The following is a 19728-nucleotide window of genomic DNA, read 5'->3' on the forward strand; positions in this document are numbered from 1 at the left end:
TTTTGAGCCTGTATATCCATAGATGATTCCTCATATCCCTCGACAGGCCCTTTGTCAGACCCCTTCGACAAGCGCCCCGGTATCGACCGGGGCGCCTGAGAAATGATTTGACTGAATGATCTGCCTGTACGACGACCTGGTCACTTTAAAGGAAAAGGACCGCGTCATACCTGTCAGATATCCGTAGCTCCCTCTTCCTCCGCTTCAGCCGCCTCCCTGCCGCGACGCTTCTTCCTCCATATCAGCAGCGTCACAGCCGCGGCAGCCGCGCACAGGGCTCCGATGGTGACCAGCATCAGCGGCGTATTGGTGTACCATCTGACGAAGAGGTTCCTGGTGACGTAGACGTCGGGAAGTATCAGGCTGCTGGCATTACCTGCTTCGTCGACAGCTTCTACCACTATCTCCCTGGCCTTATCGCTGCCTGTCAGCGTGAAGCTGTAAAGCTCGCCGTCAGCCTCTGTTTCTATTTCCCTGCCGTTAACGGTCACCGTCACGTCCTTCAGCAACAGGTTGTCCTCGATAGCGAATTCCGCTTGTTTGCTGTCTTCCGGATAAGTTGTCCCCTCCTCCACGTTGACGGCCATGATGAGCGGGTCGCTCTTGTCTATGCCGAACCGCAGCTCGGCTTCCTTGGTCTCGTCGGTGCTGTCGTTGACGTTGCCAGCCTCATCAACAGAGTTTACCGATACGACATAGACGCCTTCCTCTGAGAAGTTATCGGCTGTGAGCCGATAGCTGTACTGGCTCCAGCTTCCATTTGCCGAGTCGTTGGATATCTGATATGACACGTCCTCCATATCAGCGTTCTGTCCATTCCTGGCCACTTTTATGTCTATAGTCTCAGGATCCAGCGTATCCACGTTGGTCTCGTGTATCACAATGTCCTGTTCTTTATCGAAAAATCTGCCGTCTATCTCCGCCAGGCTCGGGGTAAAGGTGTAGACTGATCCGAAGCGGTTGACGGAAAATGTCAGAGATTTCTCCGTCTCGTTTCCGGCCAGATCTGCGACTACGGCTTTCAGCGTATACACATCGTCCGATTCCTTCTCCACAGGGAAATTGTCATAGCGGAAGCTCCCTTCCGTCTCGCTGTCGCTGGAGTCTCCCGGCATTGACGTCTCACCCTGGTTAGAGCCTGTCAGCGTTATTTCAGCCGGCCCCTCCAGATTGATATCCGACCAGCTTACCGACGGTCTTACAGCTCCCGCGTTGGCGGAGTTTTCCTCTATATTGCCTATGGAAAGCTCAGGCGCCGTCATGTCTATGGTAAATTCCTCGTCTATCTGCCGCTGACTGGCGTTGCCTGCCTTGTCGGTATAGCTGATCCTGAGGGTATAATCGCCCTCGTCGGTAAACCTTATGGTAGCGGTGTGAACGTCGCCGCTGCTCTCCCAATCGGAAAGCTCAGGGTAGGCGATGTCTGCCCCGGCCAGAGACGCCTCTCCCGTAAGCTGGAATCTGGTAGTCTCAAAGTTGTGCTCCCTGACGGTAATAGTGCCGGTACGTCCGCTGTCAAAATACCCGCCGTTTTCGCCGTCATCGTTGTCAAATTCTATGGAAAGAACCGGCGCTGTCTTATCTATGGTAAACTTCTTCTCTCCGTAAGGCTGAGCCTGATGACCGGCCTTATCTCCGGCAGTCACCAGTACCGTATAGTCTCCATCCCTGTCAAATGTCAGCTGCGTCCTGTGGATAGACATGTCAGGGTCCTCCTCATCGGGCACATACTCCCACTGAAGCTCATCCAGCCTGACGGTCTCGCCGTCGCGGGTGACGGTGATGTTCACTTCCCCGGCATCGAAGTTACGCTCACGTATATCTATGGTGGCAGTTCTGTCAGCGTTGTAATATTCCGTCTCATGCAGGAAATCCTCGTCATAGGAATCGTTGTCGTAGTCCACCTCTATCACCGGAGCGGTCCTGTCTATGCTGAAAGTGACCTTCTCGGTGGTAGTGTTGCCTGCCCTGTCAGTCAGCCTCACCGTCAGAGTGATATCATTGCTGTCGGCCTTTACAGGGATATCGGCTGCCGCCCGGGTGACGAGATTTTTCTCGGTGGACAGGACTTCCCATCCTCCCGTATCTCCCGTCATCTCTCCGCTGTTGTCTATCTCCACGGTTCCTGCCCCACCTTCATCATGCGGGGCGTCTATCTCCCACTGTATCGTCCTTATGCCTGATACGCTGTCGGCAATATCGACGGATACGTCTATGGCCTCGCCGAAGAGAGGCTGTCCCTGCTCATCTTCAAAGGATGTCTCCGGCAAGTCAACGGTCATCTGTGCAGTCTCGTCGTGTTCTTCCTGCTTTTCCAGTATCACGCCGCTTCCGTGGACATAACCTTCGTCAGTCAGCGGCGTCGTCTCGTCGTCGGCAGGCATATTGCCGGCTTTATCGCTGGCCTTCACATATATATCACCCTTGAAACCCTTTTCTATCCTGAAGGAAATACTGCCAGCCTCATCGGCTGCCAGTACGGTAGCCGGCGAAGGAGCTGAACCGTCGGCAGGCACCAGCTGATAATATATCTGTGCCACGCCGCTTCCATCAACTTCCTGCACGCCTCCGTCTTCCGTCTGGGTCTGGGTGTCCCTGCCGGTTACGGTCACCATCACATCGTCATGGAAATAGTAGCCGTAGTCGGTCTCCTCCACTATCCCCGCCAGGCTGCCGTCCTCATCATCCTGGTGACCCGGCCCGTCATACTCTAAAGATGTGATGACGGGAGCCGTCCTGTCTATCTTCACCGATATCTGTGTATCGTCCCCCAGGGCCGACACGTTGCCGGCTCTGTCCTCGGCCCAGAGATAGTATATCCTGTCGGCTTCCTCCGTTACGGTGAAGCTGTAGACACCGTCCCCGGTATTTTCCGCCCTGATGGCCTGCTCAAAATCGTCGGATTTTCCATACCATACGGCGGCCACCCCTGAATCGCACGGCCCGAACTCATCCGACGCCGTCACCGTCACCGTCACGTCATCACCGCTCCACTCCGAGGCCGGAGACTTCTCTATGTTCGTTATCCGGGGTGCGACGCCGTCCTTGTATATCCTGTGGCTGCCCGCAATCTTGTTTCCCGAGAAATCCCAGGCTTCGACCGTTACGTCGTAAGCGCCGTCCTCCGCCATGGCGCAGTCCTCTGTATTTATCGTCAATTCCTTATTGCCGATCCGCGAGTCGAAGCTCTGATCACTTATTTCCTGGCCATTGACTGCCACCCGAAGTCGCTGCACGCCGGAATTCACCTGTCCCGCTTCATCGGAAGCCTGTATCTTCAGGCTGGTGTCGTCCTTGTAACAGGAATATTCGATGCCATCCGTCTCCACGGTGGTATCGGCCTTGTCCTCCTCGATGATGGAAATATCGGGGTCTGTGTTCTCCGCCACTACGGTATCGGGCACATCGTCGTTTCTGCCCGTGCCGAAGGCGGTATAATCAGACTCGTTTCCTGCTCTATCAGCGGCCATAGCGTATATGGCTCCCTCGAAGGCGACCTCATCCCCCTCTGCCAGCTCTCCTGCCGGTATATAGAAGATGGCTTCATTGTTATCGTCAACTTCTACAGGCGCTGCCAGCTCCTCATATCCCAGAAGGCCTCTTTTCTTATAGAGACCTATCGTGTCCACGCCGGAGCCGTTTTCATCGTCGGAGGCCTTTACGGTCACCTTTATCTGACCATCGGCAAAGGCCTGATTTTCCAGAGTATCGTAATTTCTAAGAGCCTCTCCGTCAACGCCTGTTATCTCGATGGCTTCTATCTCCGGCTCCTCCACGTCGACATTGACCGAATAGTTGTAAGCGGCCGATACGTTGCCTGCCGTGTCAACGGCGTATATCTTGAACACCTTGTTTTTCACAGAGCTGTTGAACCAGCCTCTCTCTATCTTGAAGGTGTAGGTGCCGTCGTCGTTCCTCGTGGCGTCCAGCCGGCTCTCCACGTCGCCGCTGCCGGTCAGCACCGTCTCCACATAAACTCGCGCCACACCTGACACAGCGTCCGCGCTGCCTTCATCTTCAGCGTTATCGCTGACAGATATGCTCAGCGTTATATTCTTCTTGAAGCTGAGCCATCCGTCTCCCGAACCTTCCGCACTGTCTACCGTCGGCTTCTTCAAGTCCGTGCCGACCGTCAGAGCCTGCTTCTGACTCACAACTCCCGCGCCGCTTTCCGCCCAGATGTAGTACGTTTCCCGGCCTGCCTGGCCCGGAGTGTCGAAAGAGTATATGCCGCCCTGATCTGCCTGTATCTCCACAGCGTCGCTGCCGTCCTCAGCAGTGCTGTACCAGACGGAATCTATTCCCGATACGGGCGATTCTACGTCCACGGATATCTTCGTACTGCCGTTGATCCAGCCGATACCATCCGCTCCGGTGTTGAGGGCAGGCTCGCTCTCCGGCTGTCCCAGGACGGGTGCTCCAGTATCTACACGCACAGCTATCTGCTGCTGGGCGAAATTGCCGGCCCAGTCGTAAGCCGTTATGTAATATGCTCCTTCGTAGCTTTCATCGGGTATCACAAGCTCGTAAAGACCCGTTTCCTCATCGGGCGTCAGCTCCGTTTCGTCATCTGCCGGTGCGCCTTCCGAAACGCCCGGCGACTTGGAATACGTAACTTTTGCTATCCCCGAAGCGCCAGACTGTTTATCCCCGTCATCGGCGACAAAAGAAACGCTGTATCCTTCCAGCGTCCAACTGCCATCATCCGGCTGCGATCCTGTAAAATCTCTCAGCTGGGGAGAAATACTGTCGCTCCCCATGATCAGCGTCAGCTGATGCCCTTCTGACGTATCCGGCGTTTCCTTCAAGGCTTCCCACGTCAGTACCGTCATCGGCGGCTCTTCCTTCTCCCACAGAAAATCCCGCTCCAGCTGATAATCGGAATCCTCGTAAACATCGACGAAATATCCCGTCTCCGGCGTGATCTGCACCTGTGGCCGGGTCTGGGTGGACCTCCGGCCCTCCTGTTCCGTCACATATTCTATCTTCTCCGCTCCCTCAAGCTGCTCCAACGCCTCCGGATTGATCAGGTTGCCGTCTCCGTCGAATACAAGGGTGATTTCAGTCTGCTTCTGCACTTCTGTCTGACTGACGCTCTGGTCGCCCGCCTGCTGCTCCACAGCGCTGACATCCGTTACCGGAGGCAGATCGCTGCAGAATATCAATCCTCCCAAAAGGAACGCGGCCGCTGCGGCTGCCATGATATGCTTTCTCATGCGCTCTGCTCCTTTCCCGACAGCAGGGCCGTCTCTTCGTCCCGCACATCGCTTGCGCTGGCGGATGGACCGGCTGGTGAGCCGGTCAGGATCTCCGTACTGTCACCGTCTCCGGCTGTCATCAGTATTTCCGTGCTGTCGGCCACACCGGTCGCCGCAAGGATCTCCGTACTGCCGCCTCCGGCAGATGACCCGGCCAGTATTTCCGTGCTGTCGCCCGCGTCGGCCGCGTCGGTCGACGGGACGAATCCCGAAGAAACGGCGGCAGGTTTAAGCCCGCCCGACTTCAACTTCTCAGATTTGAGCTTCTCCGACTTGAATTTTTCCGATCTGAAGGATGCCTGGGTCCTGGCTCGTCGACCGGTCTGCGGTCTGCGGCCCTCCTGTCTGGCCTCATACTCTTCTATCTGCTTTCTGGCTGTCCTGCCTGTGATATCACCTATCACGGCCGCTATGCCCAGTTTGAAATAAGCCGCTACTGCCGCTGCCAGACACAAGGCGCTTATCGCAAAACATATTATCGCCACTATGTGAAATATCTCTGCCTGAGTCATCTTCTTTCTTACCGCCTTTCTATCAGTTTCCCTGGTACTGCATGGTCACATATCTCTCGCTCTCCGGCACCCTGGACCGGGTGAAGGCCCGCTCTATGGCCGCTGCCGCTTCGTCCAGCCTGGCTGTCACGTCGGCTTTCAGAGCATCCGTCTTATCGGTGGTGGTCTCCAGCTGCTGCACCCCTGCTCTTGCAGAAGCCAACAGCTCCTCCATCTGCTGCCGGGTGATACCGTCACTCTCAAACTTCCTGGCATATGTCTCCAGTGCATCCACATCCAGTCTGTAAACCTCCAGCATCACTATCTCCGCTTCATCAGGATCGGTCTCCATCTGGGCCGTAAGCTGTTGGAGGCTCTGGAAATACGGAGCGTACTTGCCGGCGTCGGAGGCTTCCTCTATCTCCATGGTTATGTCTTCGTTGAAACGTCCTATGTCCCTGTATACCTGTGCCATTTCGGCGTTCTCAAAATCCTCGCCGCCGTATTCCAGCGCGTCCTCGAACCACTGGACGGCACCCTTCATCCTGGTGACGAAGTTGGTATCGCCGCTGCCGTATTCATAATAATACCAATACAGCTTCCCCAGCTCGAAGGCCAGGCCGGCGTACCCTTCCGATGACTGGAGTGCCTCCAGATTCCGGTAAAGTGTCGTCTTTATCTCCATTTCTTCATCCACCTGGAATGACAGATCGGACTTGTACAGATCTATCAGCGCTTCATATGGCTGGACAGAATCAGGCTTGAGCTGAGCGCACTGCAGCAGCAGCGCCTCCTTCTCCGAGGCTTCCGTCTCTTTTTCTGCCCGCTGATATATGGAGTCGTAATTCTGTGTATTGGCCCAGCTTTCCAGGAACAAACCGGAAAAACCCATTACCAGGAAGAGGGCGAAGCCTGCGGCCGCCATGGTGAAGGCTCTCAGCTTCCGCCTCTGAGCCGCCTTGTGGACATCGTCTTCTTCCTCGTAATGGTTGAGAGCGTAATACAGCTGGGTGCAGGTCTGATATCTGTCCTGAGGATTGGGCTTCACGCACTTGGCTATTATCTTCTCCAGACCTCCCGAAAGAGACGGATCCCAGTACCTTATGGGATAAAATTCATAGGGCGGCTCCGACGGCGTCTGTCCCGTAAGAGCCTGATACAGAGTCACTCCCAGGCTGTATATGTCGGTGCGTGCGTCTGTCTGTCCCTGGCCGCCGAACTGCTCGGGAGCCGCGTATCCTTTAGTTCCCAACGCCACCGTGTCCGACGTTTTTCCCTCCTTATATTCCCTGGCTATACCGAAATCTATCAGCCTGATGTTGCCGTCGGGCCTTATCATGATGTTGCCTGGCTTCATGTCGCGGTAGATAACAGGCGGCTTTCTCGTATGGAGGTAGGAGAGGACGTCGCAGAGCTGACGCGCCCACTCCAGCACGTCTTCCTCCGGCTGAGGGCCTTCCCTTTCCAGTATCCTGCTGAGGGGCTCTCCCTCTATGTAGTCCATGATGACATAGATGGTGTCCCGGCTGTCGATGATGTCCACTATCCTGGGAAGGGCCGGATGATCCAGCTTTTTCATCAGGTTAGCTTCCGCTATCAGGCTCTGGATGATGACCCGGCTTTCCCTGTCGTCGGCCCTGAGGCGTATCTCCTTCACGGCCCACTGCTTGTTGAGATGCTGGTCCATGGCCAGATAGACGGTGGACATGCCTCCCATGCCTATCTGCTTGAGTATCTCGTATTTCCCGTCTATTATCGCGCCTATCTTCGCCATTCTTCCTGTACCTCCTGTATCTTTTCAAGTATATGTCCCCGCGTATCGTCGTCCTTCAGCCAGAGCACCTGTCTGTCCCGCTGTCCCGTATGGGCAAAGTCCCTGGTGACGGACCCGGACCCCAGTCGGACAGTCAGGACAGGCTGGGATATCAATTCCAGCATCCTGTACTTATCGTTGTACCTGATGGTCTTTATCCGATCCGCCTCCATCTCGTAGACCTCCGTCCGCAGCCCCTGGCCGTCGTGACGGTCGATGCCCCTGTATACCAGCGTCACATGACCGGGGGCAAAGCTGATCTCCGTCAGTACGTCCTCCACCGTCACAGGGGAGCCTTTTCTCCCCAGGAAGATCAGCCCCAACAACACCAGCCACAGGGTGATGACGGAAAACCCGTCCAACACGGTTTTCAGCACGAAAACCGCCAGGAGCAAGACTCCTGCCAGTCTCAGCAGCAGCTTTCTCTGGGCGGCTCTGTTGCCGAATTTCATCTCATTGCGAAAGACATAGCTATCCAAATCACGTTACCTTCTTTCTATATGTTCTGCCCCAGGGTATTTACCTTGCCGTAGACGGCCTCGTATTCTGTCCTGGCATATTCCAGACAGCTTTTCAGATGTTCCAGTATCTCCTGCTGTCTTATCATATTCTGCTTCCACGAATCGTCGTATGTGGAAAAGTACTGCCTGCTGGCTCCCGACTTCCAGTCAGTGCTCTTCAATGTATTTATGGCGCTGTCCAGATCGCTGAAGGCCGTCTTGATATCGTTGACGGCTGTATCGTATACCTTGATGGTCTCTCCCAACTGGGTAAGATCAACTTTTATATTCATCGCATGCTCCTCCTCTCGTCACGCCGCGTCACAGACTGAAAAAATGACTCAGTACCGTGCTCAGCTCCAGCCCTTTTTCCTTGTACTCCTTCGCCTTCTGGTCGTCGCAGAGATCCTCGCAGATGAGACCCTTGACGTAGAAGGCTTCCCCGAATTTACCGTCGGATACGGCGATGAGATAGTCCACCATTTCCATGGCTCTCTCGTAATCCTTGAGCCGCTTGTAGCAAAGCGCCCGGTAAAGATACAGTCCCAGCATCCCCCGGTGACGACCTGACGCCGCCCGGAAAAGCTGAGCCGCGCTGTTGTATTTTTCTTCAGCCTCCTTGTTTCTTCCCAGCTTATCGTAAGCCACCGCTTCATGGTAGACGGCGGAATAGTAATACTGGTTCTCCGAGCCATTCTCTATCATCTTCTCGCAGCAGTCCAGCGCTTTATCGTATTCTCCGAAGCCTCCGTATACCTGCATGAGACAAAAACACATCTCATCATCATAATCCTCGCTTACTATCTCCTCCAGCAGCTCCCTTGTCTCGTCAGCCCTGCCCATGGAAAACAGCAGCTTAGCCTTTTCCTTACGTATAGAGCGCCAGTCCTCCTTGCTGGCCTGGAACCGTTCGTCGATGAGAGCCAGGGCCTTGTCGTATTCCTCCACCTGCTCGTAGTACTTGATCAGATCGTACACGAAACCCAGGTCGTCGGGAAACAGCTTCATAGCACTGTCGATGGTTTCCCTGGCCTCCGGATACCTGTTGAGCCCCAGCAGCGTCACGAATTTATAGTGATAGCCTTCGAAGGTGTCCGGCAGCAGCAGGATCATCTCGTCGGCGTTCCTCAGAGCCTCCTCATACTTCTGAAAGCCTATCAGTATCTCTATCTTCCTGAGTCTGGCCTCTATCTGGAACGGGTCCTCCTTCAACAGCTTGTTGAGGTAGAACAGGGCCTGCTCATCCTTGTGCATGTCTATGTAAAGGCATGCCAGGTGGTAAGCTACCCTGGGGTTGCTGTACTGGCTGTTGTAGGCCCTGGTCAGAAAGCTGGCGGCCGCCTTGTGATCGCCTTCCATGTAAGCGATATTCCCCAGGTGGAAATTGGCCTCACCGTTGTCCTTTTCCAGGTAGAGGGCCTTATTAAGAACCTCCTTGGCCTTGTCAAGCTGTTTCGTCATGATATAAAGCTCCGACATGTTCATATATGTCCTGACGCAGGACGGATCGGCTTCCTCCGCCTTCCTGTACCAGTCCATGGCCTCGCTGTACTTATCCAGCCCGTACAGATCCCTGCCCTGCTGATTATATTCTTCTGCCATGCTCATCTGCTGCATACTCTCTTCCTCCTTTTTTTCCCTGCAAAGCATCCAGCGATGCAAGCAGCGTTTCTTCATCCTCGAGGGTCCTCATGATACTGAGATGTGTCTTTATCTTCGTCTCTTCCCACTTACCCGTGTATGTGAACTTGAATCTTCCTCTTATCTTTATCTTCCACTTTCCCATATGATAGGAATCGATGGAATCGATGACCGACAGGAACCTGATTTGCTGAAAGCTCCTTCCCGAATAGCCGCTGTAGACCAGCTTGTCGGGATAGATGATCATCCTCTGGACCTTTGACGTCCCGGAGCAGTCGGCGTAGTAGAGTCCCAGTATCAGCAGGCTGGGGATGAAGCTGAATATCCCCAGGCCCAGCAAAAATCCGGCTCCGTTACCGTAGTACAGATGTCTTGGTAACAATATCATCAGCATTATGGAAAGAAACGGCAGACCGACAGTAACGCCGATAAACAGCGACCGTATAGGTCTCAGCACCTTCCTTCTCCTGTATTGATCCGTCCTTAATTCCATGATTCCTTCCCTTTTCTATGCCGCTTCGTCCGCTTCCAGATACCCCAGACCTGTCAGCAGGTCCTTGAATGCCTCGGTCTTTATCTCCGGCGTCTTCAGCGGATCCATTATGGTGGTCACCTCGTTGAGGTGAAGGCTGTTGTAAGTCCCCGAACCGAATCGGGCGTCGACGTACAGCTCTCCTCCCCTGTAGAGTATCTCATCGTATTTGGAGCCGAACTTCATCTCCGTAAACGGATTAGTGTACGGGTCCGAATCGAAGATACTCCAGCCCATGTTTATGGTATATCTGTAGCCGTCGCACACGCTCTTCAGCGCCCGTTGGTTGTCCATGAAGCCGTCTCCCGCCAGGAACAGGTCGTCTACGGACCTGATAGGCGAATCAGAAGACCGCATGAAATCCCTGACGCTCAGCTTGTCGTTACCCATGATGGTCCTGATGGTGTCAAAGCTGAACCTGCCTCCTTTAAAGGCGTCCATCACTTTAGTGCCTATGGACCTGACATCGTTGACGGCATTTGTTATAGATACTATTTCCAGCCCCGTGTATGTAAAGGACATGCAGTTTTCCCAGAAATCTCCTGTTCCCGCCACATCATCCACGAACCTTCCTGCTCCTGTCATGTAGTCGTCCAGTCCGCGGCTGGCCCATTCTCTGCCTGCTTCATGATCTCCCAGCAGGTGAGATGTAAATGATGCGCTCTGGGAAAAGAGGTCAGCCACCGCTTTAGCCGCGGTGAATCCGGCCGCTATCAGGCTGACCGTTCCCCAGAATCCCAGGGCCGCCAGCGATGTAGGGAACAGCGCGACGAAGGCCGCCACCGCCAGCACGCATATGGCTCCATCCACCAGCAGCTCGATGCCTGCCCATATAGTCTCCTTGTTTGCCTCGTACCAGTCGGCAACTGCCTGTATCCCCTTGCCAAGGGGAGTGTTCATGAACCAGTCCTTCGCTTCCTCCAGGACGCTCTGCCACCAGTTGCCTGCCGCTTCCGCCATGGAAATCCCCTGGGTGTAACAGAAGCTCCCGGTGCTGTAGGATATCCTGGATGCCACTCTCTGATCCGCCTGCTGAGCCTCCTGGCCAAAATCGATCAGATCGCTCCTGAAGGTCGTCAGCTTGTCTATCTTGTCTCCGATATCGTTCTGCCTGCCATAAAGCTGGCTGACGGCGGAGCCCAGGTATCCCCTTCTGGTGGATACGCCACTTATCCTGCCTGCCATGGTACCGATATCGTTTATCCTGTTGTTCATCTGTTGAACGGTAGCGTCTATGTTCATCGTCAGCAGATCGAGAGTGGAAAAATTCACTACGAGCTCTCCCATGTGTTCTCACCACCTTTCTCTCGTGTATTTTGTTCTCTAGTCATCTCTCTCCCTCTCCCGGCGGCGCCGTTCCTCTTCTTCCTCTATGTCTCTTTTGATGGCATCCATTTCACTTTTTACATAGGATCTGGCGCTGCTTATTCTGTGATCAGATGCCGGCTGTTTCTCCTGCATCTGGTAAAAATCTCCGGATGAAACTCCGTAATAATTGCCTTTCACCGCTTCGCGAAGCAGTACATCCATACTGTCCAGGCCCTGATTGATGGCGTTTATCGCCCAGCCGCCGTCCAGCAGGCTCTGCCTGCATCCCGACAGGGTGTAATACTTGGCCCATTCCGCCGCGATATTCATCTCCTCATCCTTTCCGAGCTAAGCCGCTCATGCCTGCTGGAGCCCTTCACTGACGGAAGTGTCCCATTCCTCGTAGCTCTCCTTGATGGCCTTAAGATCATCATAGATGACATTGAGGCTTTCTTCCTCATCCTGGAGCTCCACCTTCAGTATGCGGTAAGCGTCCTGAAAAGCGTTCTTTCCCAGTCCTTCCCATACTCCCAGCATGACGTCGGACGCCGCTATTATCTGCTCCTTTGAATTGCGGAAGGCGTCCCGCGCCTGGGAGATGCGGTCCAGGGCTTCCTGAAAGCCTCCCGTATCTATCCTCTCAACACTGCCCATCTGCTGTCCTCCTGTCTCTCAGTTAGCAACAGGAAGGCATGAGATCTGTACCACGCCTTCCTGCGATTCGGTGCTTTCCTTATGCCAGGGAAGCGCCAAGCTGTTCGTCCGTATCCTCCAGCGTCTGAGCCACTGTCGTCAGCTGCTGGCTGATACCGTCCAGCACTTCCGGGAACTGGTTCAGTGTCTGCTCCATCTCGGCATAGGAAATGAAAAACTGGTTCTGAGCAGCGCCTTCCCACGTAGCTTCCAGACTGTCCACTTCGTTTCTCAGGAAGCTCAGGGTCTCCCTTATCTCTGCCGACTTTGCGGTGAACTTGGATGCGGAATCTCTCAACTCTTCCGGTGTGATAGTAATTCTCTCTGCCATTGTTGTTACCTCCTTTGGTTTTGTCTCTCTGGCGTTTTACTGATCTATCAAAAAACAGGCTGGCTGTTTTTTGCGTGTTTGTGGGCGGCCCGGCCCGGCGTCGGGCCGCCGGCCGGCGGCTATCCGTCCGCCAGCACGGTCTTCAGCTTGCTCACCTTGCTGCCGCGGAACATATAGGCGTCCCCCGGCTTTACAGGCCTGCTGAATTCCTTTATCTGCTTGGCCGTCACGTCACATATCTTTATGTTTTCCATATCGTCAAAGACAATGGTCTGCTTGTTCTCCTTCAGGACCTTCAGCGTCTCCGGCGACTGGAAGGTCACCTGAACGTTGTCCAGATCACTGAATATGACTGCCATCTTCAGATTTTTAGCCTGCTTTATCAGTCCGTTGACCCGTCCCTGAAGCTCCTTATCTTTGGCGATGGCTGCCGGGGCGGTCCCGTCATTTACCACCAGCAGCACCAGCGGCAGGCCCTTCAGGATATCCTCCTGCTTCATGTGCCTGTTTTCCACCAGCAGCTCTCTGCGACGCTCCATCTCCTGGATGACCTTATCCAGCGCGTACGTCATCCCTTCGGCCCCGGAGGTGTACTCCCTGACGAAGCCCAGCCTGTCCAGCTCCTCCAGCTGACCACGACTGCTGTCGATGATATACGCGTCGGTCATGCTGTTGAAGATGTCGGCCTTTAACGCCGCAAATATGTATTTTATGAAGTTGGTCTTTCCCGATCTCTCCCGGCCGCTTATGGCCAGCGCTCCCAATGTCGTCAGATCCATCATCTGATACTGGACCGAGTCGTAGTCCAGGCCCACAGGCATCACGTAAGGTCTTTCCAGCAGCTGAGGCTCCTGAGCCTTCATGCTGCTGAAGGCGATGACCTCCGGCACCTGGGGTATGGGCCTGACTCTGACGCCCCGATACTTTCTCCCGTTTTCCTGAAGGAAATATCGCATGTGTTCCACCCGCTCTATTTCCTTTTCCCCGGAGAAGGCCAGCGCCGTCTGGAATTCCAGTATGCGCCTGTCTATGACGCACAGCCCTCTGCCGGGCAGCTCCTGCGGCTCTAGCCTGCAGCGCTCCAGCAGATTGTTGTATTCCGACTTCTCGTTGCAATGGTAGGCGATACGGTTGCTGTAGTTGGCCAGCAGCCTGAATCCTATGGAGCTGGCCTGGCTTCCCGTAACGATGAGATTTATCCCGACGCTCTGGCCTTCTCTCGACAGCATCATGAGAGTATCTTCCAGTTTTGCGTAGTATTCTCGGAAAACGGTGATGTTGTCTATCATCACCACTATCTGCGGCAGATCGTCGAAACCGGCTTCCACGTATGCCCGGTAAGTTCCTATGCCCTTATCGGCGAAGCGCTCCTTGCGCCCGGCCACCTCCGAAGCCAGCATCTTGAAGAGATTGCCCACTCTCTCTTCCTCCGTATAGAGAGCCACGCCACCGACATGGACCGCTTCCTCGAAGACCTTGAGGGCCATGTTGCCGCAGTCTACGATATATATGTTCACTTCCGACGGAGCATATCCTTCTATCATCTGATAGAGCATGGTCTGCAGGGCCGTGGTCTTGCCTGTCTGGGCAGCTCCCATGACGTAGGTATTCCCCTCCGAAATATTGAGGACGTACGTCCCCTGCCTTCGCTGCTGCGGATCGTCGAAATACCCCAGCGGCACGGTAACGCCCTTCTGGAAGGAGCCGCCTTCCTTTTCCAGCTGGTCCGCCATGATCTGCTGAGCCAGCGGCGGCAGACAGATACTCTGCAACCTTTCTATATGCTCCTCCTGGCAGTAATCGTGTATGTAGCTGACCATGGCCTGAAGCTGTGTCTCGCCTTTGTCCGAATCTCCGCCCTTCTTGTTCTGGAAGACCATTTCCCTCTTTCCCCAGAAGTTGACGGCATATATGGAGTAGTTCTTCACGTTGTCTTCGCCGGTAGGCACCTTGGCCCCGCTGTAGGCCGACTGGAACAGCTCGAATATCTCGTTGTTCCCCACCTGGAAATATGCCCGGCCCGGTTCGACGATCTCAGCTGCCAGCGGCGTCTTTATGACCTCCTTGCTGTCTTCCTTGGTCTGGACCTTGAGACAGAGCCTGAACTTGGAGTTGCTCCATATCTGATTATCCACTACGCCTGACGGCTTCTGAGTGGCCAGTATCAGATGGACGCCCAGGGTCCTGCCTATCCTGGCAGCGCTGATAATCTCCTTCATGAAGTCGGGATATTCGGCCTTCAGCTCGGCGAATTCGTCCACTATCATTATCAGGTGGGGCATCGGCTCCTCCACCTTGCCGCTTTTGTAGAGCTTTATGTAGTCGTTGATATGGTTGACGCCGCTTCTGGAAAACACCTCCTGACGGTACACCAGCTCGGCCTTTATGGACATGAGGGAGCGGTTTATCTCCCGTCCGTCTATGTTGGTGATGGTCCCCATCAGGTGGGGCAGGTCGGTGAACTGGTTGGCCATGCCGCCGCCCTTGAAGTCGATGATGACGAAGCCTACGTCATACGGATGATACAGCGATGCCATGGAAAGGACGTAGGTCTGCAAGATCTCGCTCTTTCCCGAGCCTGTGGTTCCTGCCACCAGGCCGTGAGGGCCGTGGGCCTTTCCCTTGTCGCTTATATCCAGACTCACTATTTCGTTCTTGCTTTTGACTCCCAGCGGCGCCGCCATGGTCTTGTAGACCTTGGACTGTTTCCATCTCTTTCCCAGGTCCAGATCGTCCACGTTGGCGATGGAAAGCAGCTCGAAGAGGGTGATGTTCCTGGTCAGCTGGCTTTCCAGGCTCACCTCGTCCACATAGACCGCAGCCAGCCGTCTGGCCGCGTATGTCACCGTCCTGTCCTCCACCGCCGGTATCAGAAAATCCGCTCTGATGTGGCCGTTGGATGTCTCGGTGACCGTTCCCGCCGCTCCCTGCTGTCCTATGTGTATCATCCTGGTGCAGCCTCTCGGCAGCAGCTCCTCGTATTCCTCCAGGAACACGAAGGTGAAGCCGTAGAGGATGGCGTCCTCGAAGTATCTGGAAATAGGGTGCTTCTCTATCTTCTCCTTATCCAGCACGAATATGATGAAGTGGACCGGGAACCGCTCGTTTTCCTCGCTCTTCATGTTCTCACGCTGGGAAGCGATGTTGTAGAGGTATTCCAGCATGGAGTTCTGACTCTCCTCGTCGCAGACGATGTTCCTGGTGTTCAGATCCTCGTTGGCCACGTTTCTCAGCCACCTCACCCAGCTGAATCTCTCGGTGTCCTCTTTGGAAAATATGTAAAACAGCTTCACTTCTTTATAGAAATGTCTCAGAGCCAGGTCCAGGGTCATGTTCCTGACCATGATGTCCAGCTCTTCCTTGCGTCCCACTATGCCTACGCTGTTGGATGTCATCATGTCCACGATTATGGGTGCGTCGTGGATGTACCTGTACTTTTCGGCCAGCTGTCTCGGCAGGTCGGCTATATCATCATCCTCGTCGATGAACTCCGGCTGCTGGTATTTGACCTGGCAGCTGGCGGCCACGTCGCCCGTTCCCAGGTAGACGTGAAGGAAATCGGGGTCTTTGACACTCTTTTCGAAGAGCCTCTTGGAAAATCTGCGGACTTCTTCCATGCTTTCCTCCAGCGATTCCTGTATGATGCGTCTGGTGTCCAGCTCCAGCGTCCGCAACGCCCGTATCTCCTCTTCCTTACGTTCTATGTACTGAAGGTACAGCCGCCGCCGCTTTTCTATCTGCTCCCTGTACTCCCGCTTTTCCGACACGAAGGAGACGACGGACATGGCGGCTCCCACACCCAGGGAGCAGGCGCTGAATATTATGAAGGTCCCGCCGCTTCCTCCCATGATACCTCTCAGCACTACGATGAGGACTATCATCACCAGGGAAGGGATGAGGGCTACCACCAGATTCCGCTTAGGTGGCTGGGGCTTGGACTCCGGCTGCTGTATCGTTATCTCATCTTCCGGCAGCCTGTACTGCATTCTGGTGCTTCTGTAAAACCTGGGGTATTGCAGCTGGCTCTCCTGCTCCGACAGATCCTCGAAGGACAGTCCGTTTAGCAGCATGTTGGGAGATGGCGCCGTGTACATCTTGTCATCTCTGATATAGAAGCTGTATCCGATGATCGAGAAAAAATCGTATTGACCGACTTCCTGCTCTTCCTGAACGCGGATGCCATTGACATATACGCCATAACGGGTATGTACGTCCTGGACCACGTATTTATCTCCCCTGCGGCTCAGCACCATCCTGTCGTTTCCCATCAGATCATCCTTGATGGAGATATCGTTTTCCATGCCGCCGCCGATCCTGACAGCTCCACGGGAACCAATGTCTATGGCCCTGCTGTATTGCTTGCCCTCGGACTCAAAATCTATCATGAAGCTTATCTTGAAAACTTCCTGTCCTGAGGACTGATATTTGATCAGCACTTCATCTCCATGGCTCATTTCCCTGGAGGCCAGCTTCAGGATATTATCCGACGTTATATACAGGTTTTCGGAACAGCCCATGTACCAGCTGTCCTGCCGCTTTTCCAACATGATCTTCACGTCCTCGAAGAACAGCTCCTTGGAAAATCGTATCTCACAGCCTTTCACTGTCCCTATATACAGCCCGGTCATATCAGCTGCCAGCTGTATCTCTTTATATATTCTCTTGTTTGAAATGATTATCCTGTACTTTCTGCCTTCCATCTGTCTGCTCCTATATCACATGTATCACTGTGCCGTCGCGGAGGCCGAATTCCTCCAGCGTCCGCGTGCCTCTCAGAAGGGTGATAGGGTTCTCCGCCCTGAGGAAGCACCTGGAAAGATCAGATACGTCCAGCCCCAGATCGAAGCCTTCATTGAGCCCGATTATGGCCTCGTTGGCCGTTATGTTCAGCGGCAGGTCCACATCTGTCTGCGTCCCGGCCCCATGTCTTTTCAATATGACTACTATCCTCTCTCTTGCCATGACTGTCCCTCACATGAACATGTAGGCGATCCGCTGAAGGCTTTTCATCTGCCCCGCCGCCTCCGGCATCAGCAGTTCGCTGCTGTTATCTCTTGGTATATATTCGCTTATCCTGAGGCTGCCTTCCTTTTCCAGAGCCCCAAGCCGGTTTTCCTTAGAAGGTTCATATTTATTGCAGATAAATATGAATCGCCCATCATCAGAGCAGTCAAGGTTACTGAGAAGACAGGACATCTTGTATCTGGACGCCTCGTCCTGTTGAGCGATGATGAGTATGTGTTGGGACATACTCATGATACGGGATACCGTCTCCGAAAACCCTGCTGCCCCGTCCACCACGATATAATCGAATTCCCTGGCGGCAACGATAGTCTCCAGCAGTCTCACGAAACTGTCCTCCCGGATATTGAGGGATGACAACATCCTGGTGAAGGGCGGCATCATATAAAAATCCTGCTTCACCAGATGAGGCTTTATCAGGTTGTATACGAAGCTGCTCTGAAACATCAGCTGTTTCTCTACCTCCGCAGGCATGGTCCGTGGCTCCGTCATCATCCAGCCGAAAGCCTGCAGCTCATCCATACTGAGAAACAACGTCCTCTGATTGCTTTTTGCCAAAACGCTGCTGATGCCTGCCGCCACGGTCGTCTTACCGCTGCCGCCTGCCGGTGAGTACACATAAACTATCCTGGTACCGCCTTGTTTTCTGATATGCGCTGCCGTAGCGCTGGTCAGGTTATTGACTACCTGTTTATATATGGTGTCAGTATTGGTGTATTTGTATATTTCCTTTCCCGAAAAGCTGCCGTCCGGCTCATCTTCTGTCAGCAGGAACAGATTCCCTATATTGTGTCTGCCAAATTCATCCCGGTACATTTCTTCCTGTATCACGACAATGTCCAGAGATCTGGGGGTCTGAAAATATTCTTCCAGATACGCCGCATCGCTGATCATCTCGATATCGCCGTCATTCTCGAAACCCTCTATGAATTTTCTCACCAGCGCCAGCAGATATTGTTCGTCGCCGTCGGCCAGCAGTATATTCACTCCTGCCATGATGTCTCATCCTCCTATGCTCTGTCTTCTTTCTGTGACCTGTCCGTCTTTACTCCGTCTCCACGACGAATTCCAGGTCGGCTATCCTTATCCTGTCGCCACGACTGATAGGAAAGCCTCTGCCTGTGTTTATCCTGGTGCCATTGACATATGTGCCGTTGGCGCTCCCCAGATCCTCTATGGAATAATGTCCGTCTCGTTCCGTTATCCTGCAGTGAACTCTGCTGACAGCCTTGCTGCATGTAATACATCCATCGACAGAATCAGCTTTTTTCCCTATTTTGTATTCCTGTCCCTTTATCCTGAAGACACATTCCTCAGGAGTATTCATCCCTGTCAGCAGCAGGCTCTCCCGGCGATCCTGTTCTGTCAGGAGTCCTGTGGAAGAGTCCTCCTGAGGCTCCTGTCCGGCGTTCCCGCCATGTCCATCATGATCGCCCGATGATGCCGCCGCCTTCTCCGATTTCCTGAAGACCTTGGAAAAGAAGCCCTTCTTCTCTTTCACGACCCTGGTCTCATCTGGCGTCACTTCCGTATACAGTGGCCTGCTGAGTTGGCTGCTGGTATGCTGCTCCCTGATATCGTCTGCCTTCTCCTCCATGACGGCTTTCAGCTCTGCCAATGTCTTTACGTCCTTATCCATAAAGGCTCTCAGCTTTTCCGTCATTTCCTCCTCAAGTCCCGGATGACTTCTTGCTGCCTGTTTTATCTCCGACAGGAAGCCGGCCAGTCTTGTACCCTCTTCCTTATGCCCGGTCTGTCCGGCCTGACGCTGGAGCGGCAGGTATATGAGAAATGGCTTTCGTTTCTCTCTGTGGATGAATATCAGCGAAAGCTCCAGAGGGATGTTAGCCATGTCCATGAACCCGTTTTTTTCCACGCTATCCAGTATCCTCGCCATATACGACAAAGTTTCCGTCAACTGTCCGGCGGTCATGGACGGCAGCGCCACATCAAGGCTGTCATATGGCGCGATATCATACCACAGCTCCGGCTTGCCATTATGAGTCACCTTTCTGCACTTCACAAAGCCTTCTTTCTCCTGACTTTGCACCACCTTATATCCTGTCATCGAAAAGAAGTCGTCTTCTTTCAACATTATCGTCAGATTTTGTGTATCTCTCAGACTCTTTTCTATCATCA

General features: G+C 54.0%; 15 protein-coding genes. All 15 read right to left on the reverse strand.

Going from position 1 to position 19728, the window contains the following annotated elements:
• Positions 1-173: 173 nt before the first annotated feature.
• On the reverse strand, positions 174-5216 hold the full coding sequence (locus ACQY69_RS08210) for an Ig-like domain-containing protein (protein WP_428260044.1): 5043 nt from the start codon (positions 5214-5216) through the stop codon (positions 174-176).
• Positions 5213-5770, reverse strand: a complete 558-nt coding sequence (locus tag ACQY69_RS08215) for a hypothetical protein (RefSeq protein WP_428260045.1) — start codon at positions 5768-5770, stop codon at positions 5213-5215. The genes ACQY69_RS08210 and ACQY69_RS08215 overlap by 4 nt, the downstream gene beginning before the upstream one ends.
• A gap of 22 nt (positions 5771-5792) precedes the next feature.
• Positions 5793-7523 carry a serine/threonine protein kinase gene (locus tag ACQY69_RS08220; RefSeq protein WP_428260046.1) on the reverse strand — a complete coding sequence of 577 codons (1731 nt, stop codon included), beginning with the start codon at positions 7521-7523 and terminating at the stop codon, positions 5793-5795.
• Positions 7511-8041, reverse strand: a complete 531-nt coding sequence (locus ACQY69_RS08225) for a hypothetical protein (RefSeq protein WP_428260047.1) — start codon at positions 8039-8041, stop codon at positions 7511-7513. Before ACQY69_RS08225 ends, ACQY69_RS08220 begins: the two co-directional genes overlap by 13 nt.
• 17 nt (positions 8042-8058) lie before the next feature.
• Positions 8059-8355 (reverse strand): WXG100 family type VII secretion target, encoded by a 297-nt coding sequence (locus ACQY69_RS08230; protein ID WP_428260048.1) that lies wholly within the window; start codon positions 8353-8355, stop codon positions 8059-8061.
• Positions 8356-8383: 28 nt separating this feature from the next.
• On the reverse strand, positions 8384-9679 hold the full coding sequence (locus tag ACQY69_RS08235; RefSeq protein ID WP_428260049.1) for a tetratricopeptide repeat protein: 1296 nt from the start codon (positions 9677-9679) through the stop codon (positions 8384-8386).
• Positions 9648-10196: a hypothetical protein gene (locus ACQY69_RS08240; protein ID WP_428260050.1), complete on the reverse strand. Its 549-nt coding sequence runs from the start codon at positions 10194-10196 to the stop codon at positions 9648-9650. Before ACQY69_RS08240 ends, ACQY69_RS08235 begins: the two co-directional genes overlap by 32 nt.
• A gap of 15 nt (positions 10197-10211) precedes the next feature.
• Complete coding sequence (locus ACQY69_RS08245) at positions 10212-11522, reverse strand: hypothetical protein (protein ID WP_428260051.1); 1311 nt, start codon at positions 11520-11522, stop codon at positions 10212-10214.
• A gap of 36 nt (positions 11523-11558) precedes the next feature.
• The gene (locus tag ACQY69_RS08250; RefSeq protein ID WP_428260052.1) at positions 11559-11873 is read right to left on the reverse strand and encodes a hypothetical protein; all 315 of its coding nucleotides are present in this window, start codon (positions 11871-11873) and stop codon (positions 11559-11561) included.
• Between the two features lie 27 nt (positions 11874-11900).
• On the reverse strand, positions 11901-12197 hold the full coding sequence (locus ACQY69_RS08255) for a WXG100 family type VII secretion target (RefSeq protein ID WP_428260053.1): 297 nt from the start codon (positions 12195-12197) through the stop codon (positions 11901-11903).
• Positions 12198-12276: 79 nt separating this feature from the next.
• Positions 12277-12567, reverse strand: a complete 291-nt coding sequence (locus ACQY69_RS08260; protein WP_428260054.1) for a WXG100 family type VII secretion target — start codon at positions 12565-12567, stop codon at positions 12277-12279.
• A gap of 119 nt (positions 12568-12686) precedes the next feature.
• Complete coding sequence (gene essC, locus ACQY69_RS08265) at positions 12687-17267, reverse strand: type VII secretion protein EssC (protein WP_428260055.1); 4581 nt, start codon at positions 17265-17267, stop codon at positions 12687-12689.
• A gap of 10 nt (positions 17268-17277) precedes the next feature.
• On the reverse strand, positions 17278-17529 hold the full coding sequence (locus tag ACQY69_RS08270; RefSeq protein ID WP_428260056.1) for an EsaB/YukD family protein: 252 nt from the start codon (positions 17527-17529) through the stop codon (positions 17278-17280).
• Positions 17530-17538: 9 nt separating this feature from the next.
• A complete protein-coding gene (locus ACQY69_RS08275) occupies positions 17539-18585 on the reverse strand; it encodes an AAA family ATPase (RefSeq protein ID WP_428260057.1) in 1047 nt (348 codons plus the stop codon).
• A 49-nt stretch (positions 18586-18634) separates the two neighbouring features.
• A complete protein-coding gene (locus tag ACQY69_RS08280) occupies positions 18635-19726 on the reverse strand; it encodes an FHA domain-containing protein (RefSeq protein WP_428260058.1) in 1092 nt (363 codons plus the stop codon).
• Positions 19727-19728 lie beyond the last annotated feature (2 nt).

Source organism: Gallibacter sp. Marseille-QA0791, assembly GCF_965119705.1.
GTDB classification, from domain to species: Bacteria; Bacillota; Clostridia; order Peptostreptococcales; family Anaerovoracaceae; genus Lentihominibacter; species Lentihominibacter excrementipullorum.

Coding starts and splice junctions, on each gene's coding strand:
- ACQY69_RS08245 (WP_428260051.1), bottom strand. CDS start 11,522: ATGGGAGAGCTCGTAGTGAATTTTTCCACTCTCGATCTGCTGACGATG.
- ACQY69_RS08255 (WP_428260053.1), bottom strand. CDS start 12,197: ATGGGCAGTGTTGAGAGGATAGATACGGGAGGCTTTCAGGAAGCCCTG.
- ACQY69_RS08215 (WP_428260045.1), bottom strand. CDS start 5,770: ATGACTCAGGCAGAGATATTTCACATAGTGGCGATAATATGTTTTGCG.
- ACQY69_RS08275 (WP_428260057.1), bottom strand. CDS start 18,585: ATGGCAGGAGTGAATATACTGCTGGCCGACGGCGACGAACAATATCTG.
- ACQY69_RS08230 (WP_428260048.1), bottom strand. CDS start 8,355: ATGAATATAAAAGTTGATCTTACCCAGTTGGGAGAGACCATCAAGGTA.
- essC (WP_428260055.1), bottom strand. CDS start 17,267: ATGGAAGGCAGAAAGTACAGGATAATCATTTCAAACAAGAGAATATAT.
- ACQY69_RS08280 (WP_428260058.1), bottom strand. CDS start 19,726: ATGATAGAAAAGAGTCTGAGAGATACACAAAATCTGACGATAATGTTG.
- ACQY69_RS08210 (WP_428260044.1), bottom strand. CDS start 5,216: ATGAGAAAGCATATCATGGCAGCCGCAGCGGCCGCGTTCCTTTTGGGA.
- ACQY69_RS08235 (WP_428260049.1), bottom strand. CDS start 9,679: ATGCAGCAGATGAGCATGGCAGAAGAATATAATCAGCAGGGCAGGGAT.
- ACQY69_RS08250 (WP_428260052.1), bottom strand. CDS start 11,873: ATGAATATCGCGGCGGAATGGGCCAAGTATTACACCCTGTCGGGATGC.
- ACQY69_RS08270 (WP_428260056.1), bottom strand. CDS start 17,529: ATGGCAAGAGAGAGGATAGTAGTCATATTGAAAAGACATGGGGCCGGG.
- ACQY69_RS08240 (WP_428260050.1), bottom strand. CDS start 10,196: ATGGAATTAAGGACGGATCAATACAGGAGAAGGAAGGTGCTGAGACCT.
- ACQY69_RS08220 (WP_428260046.1), bottom strand. CDS start 7,523: ATGGCGAAGATAGGCGCGATAATAGACGGGAAATACGAGATACTCAAG.
- ACQY69_RS08260 (WP_428260054.1), bottom strand. CDS start 12,567: ATGGCAGAGAGAATTACTATCACACCGGAAGAGTTGAGAGATTCCGCA.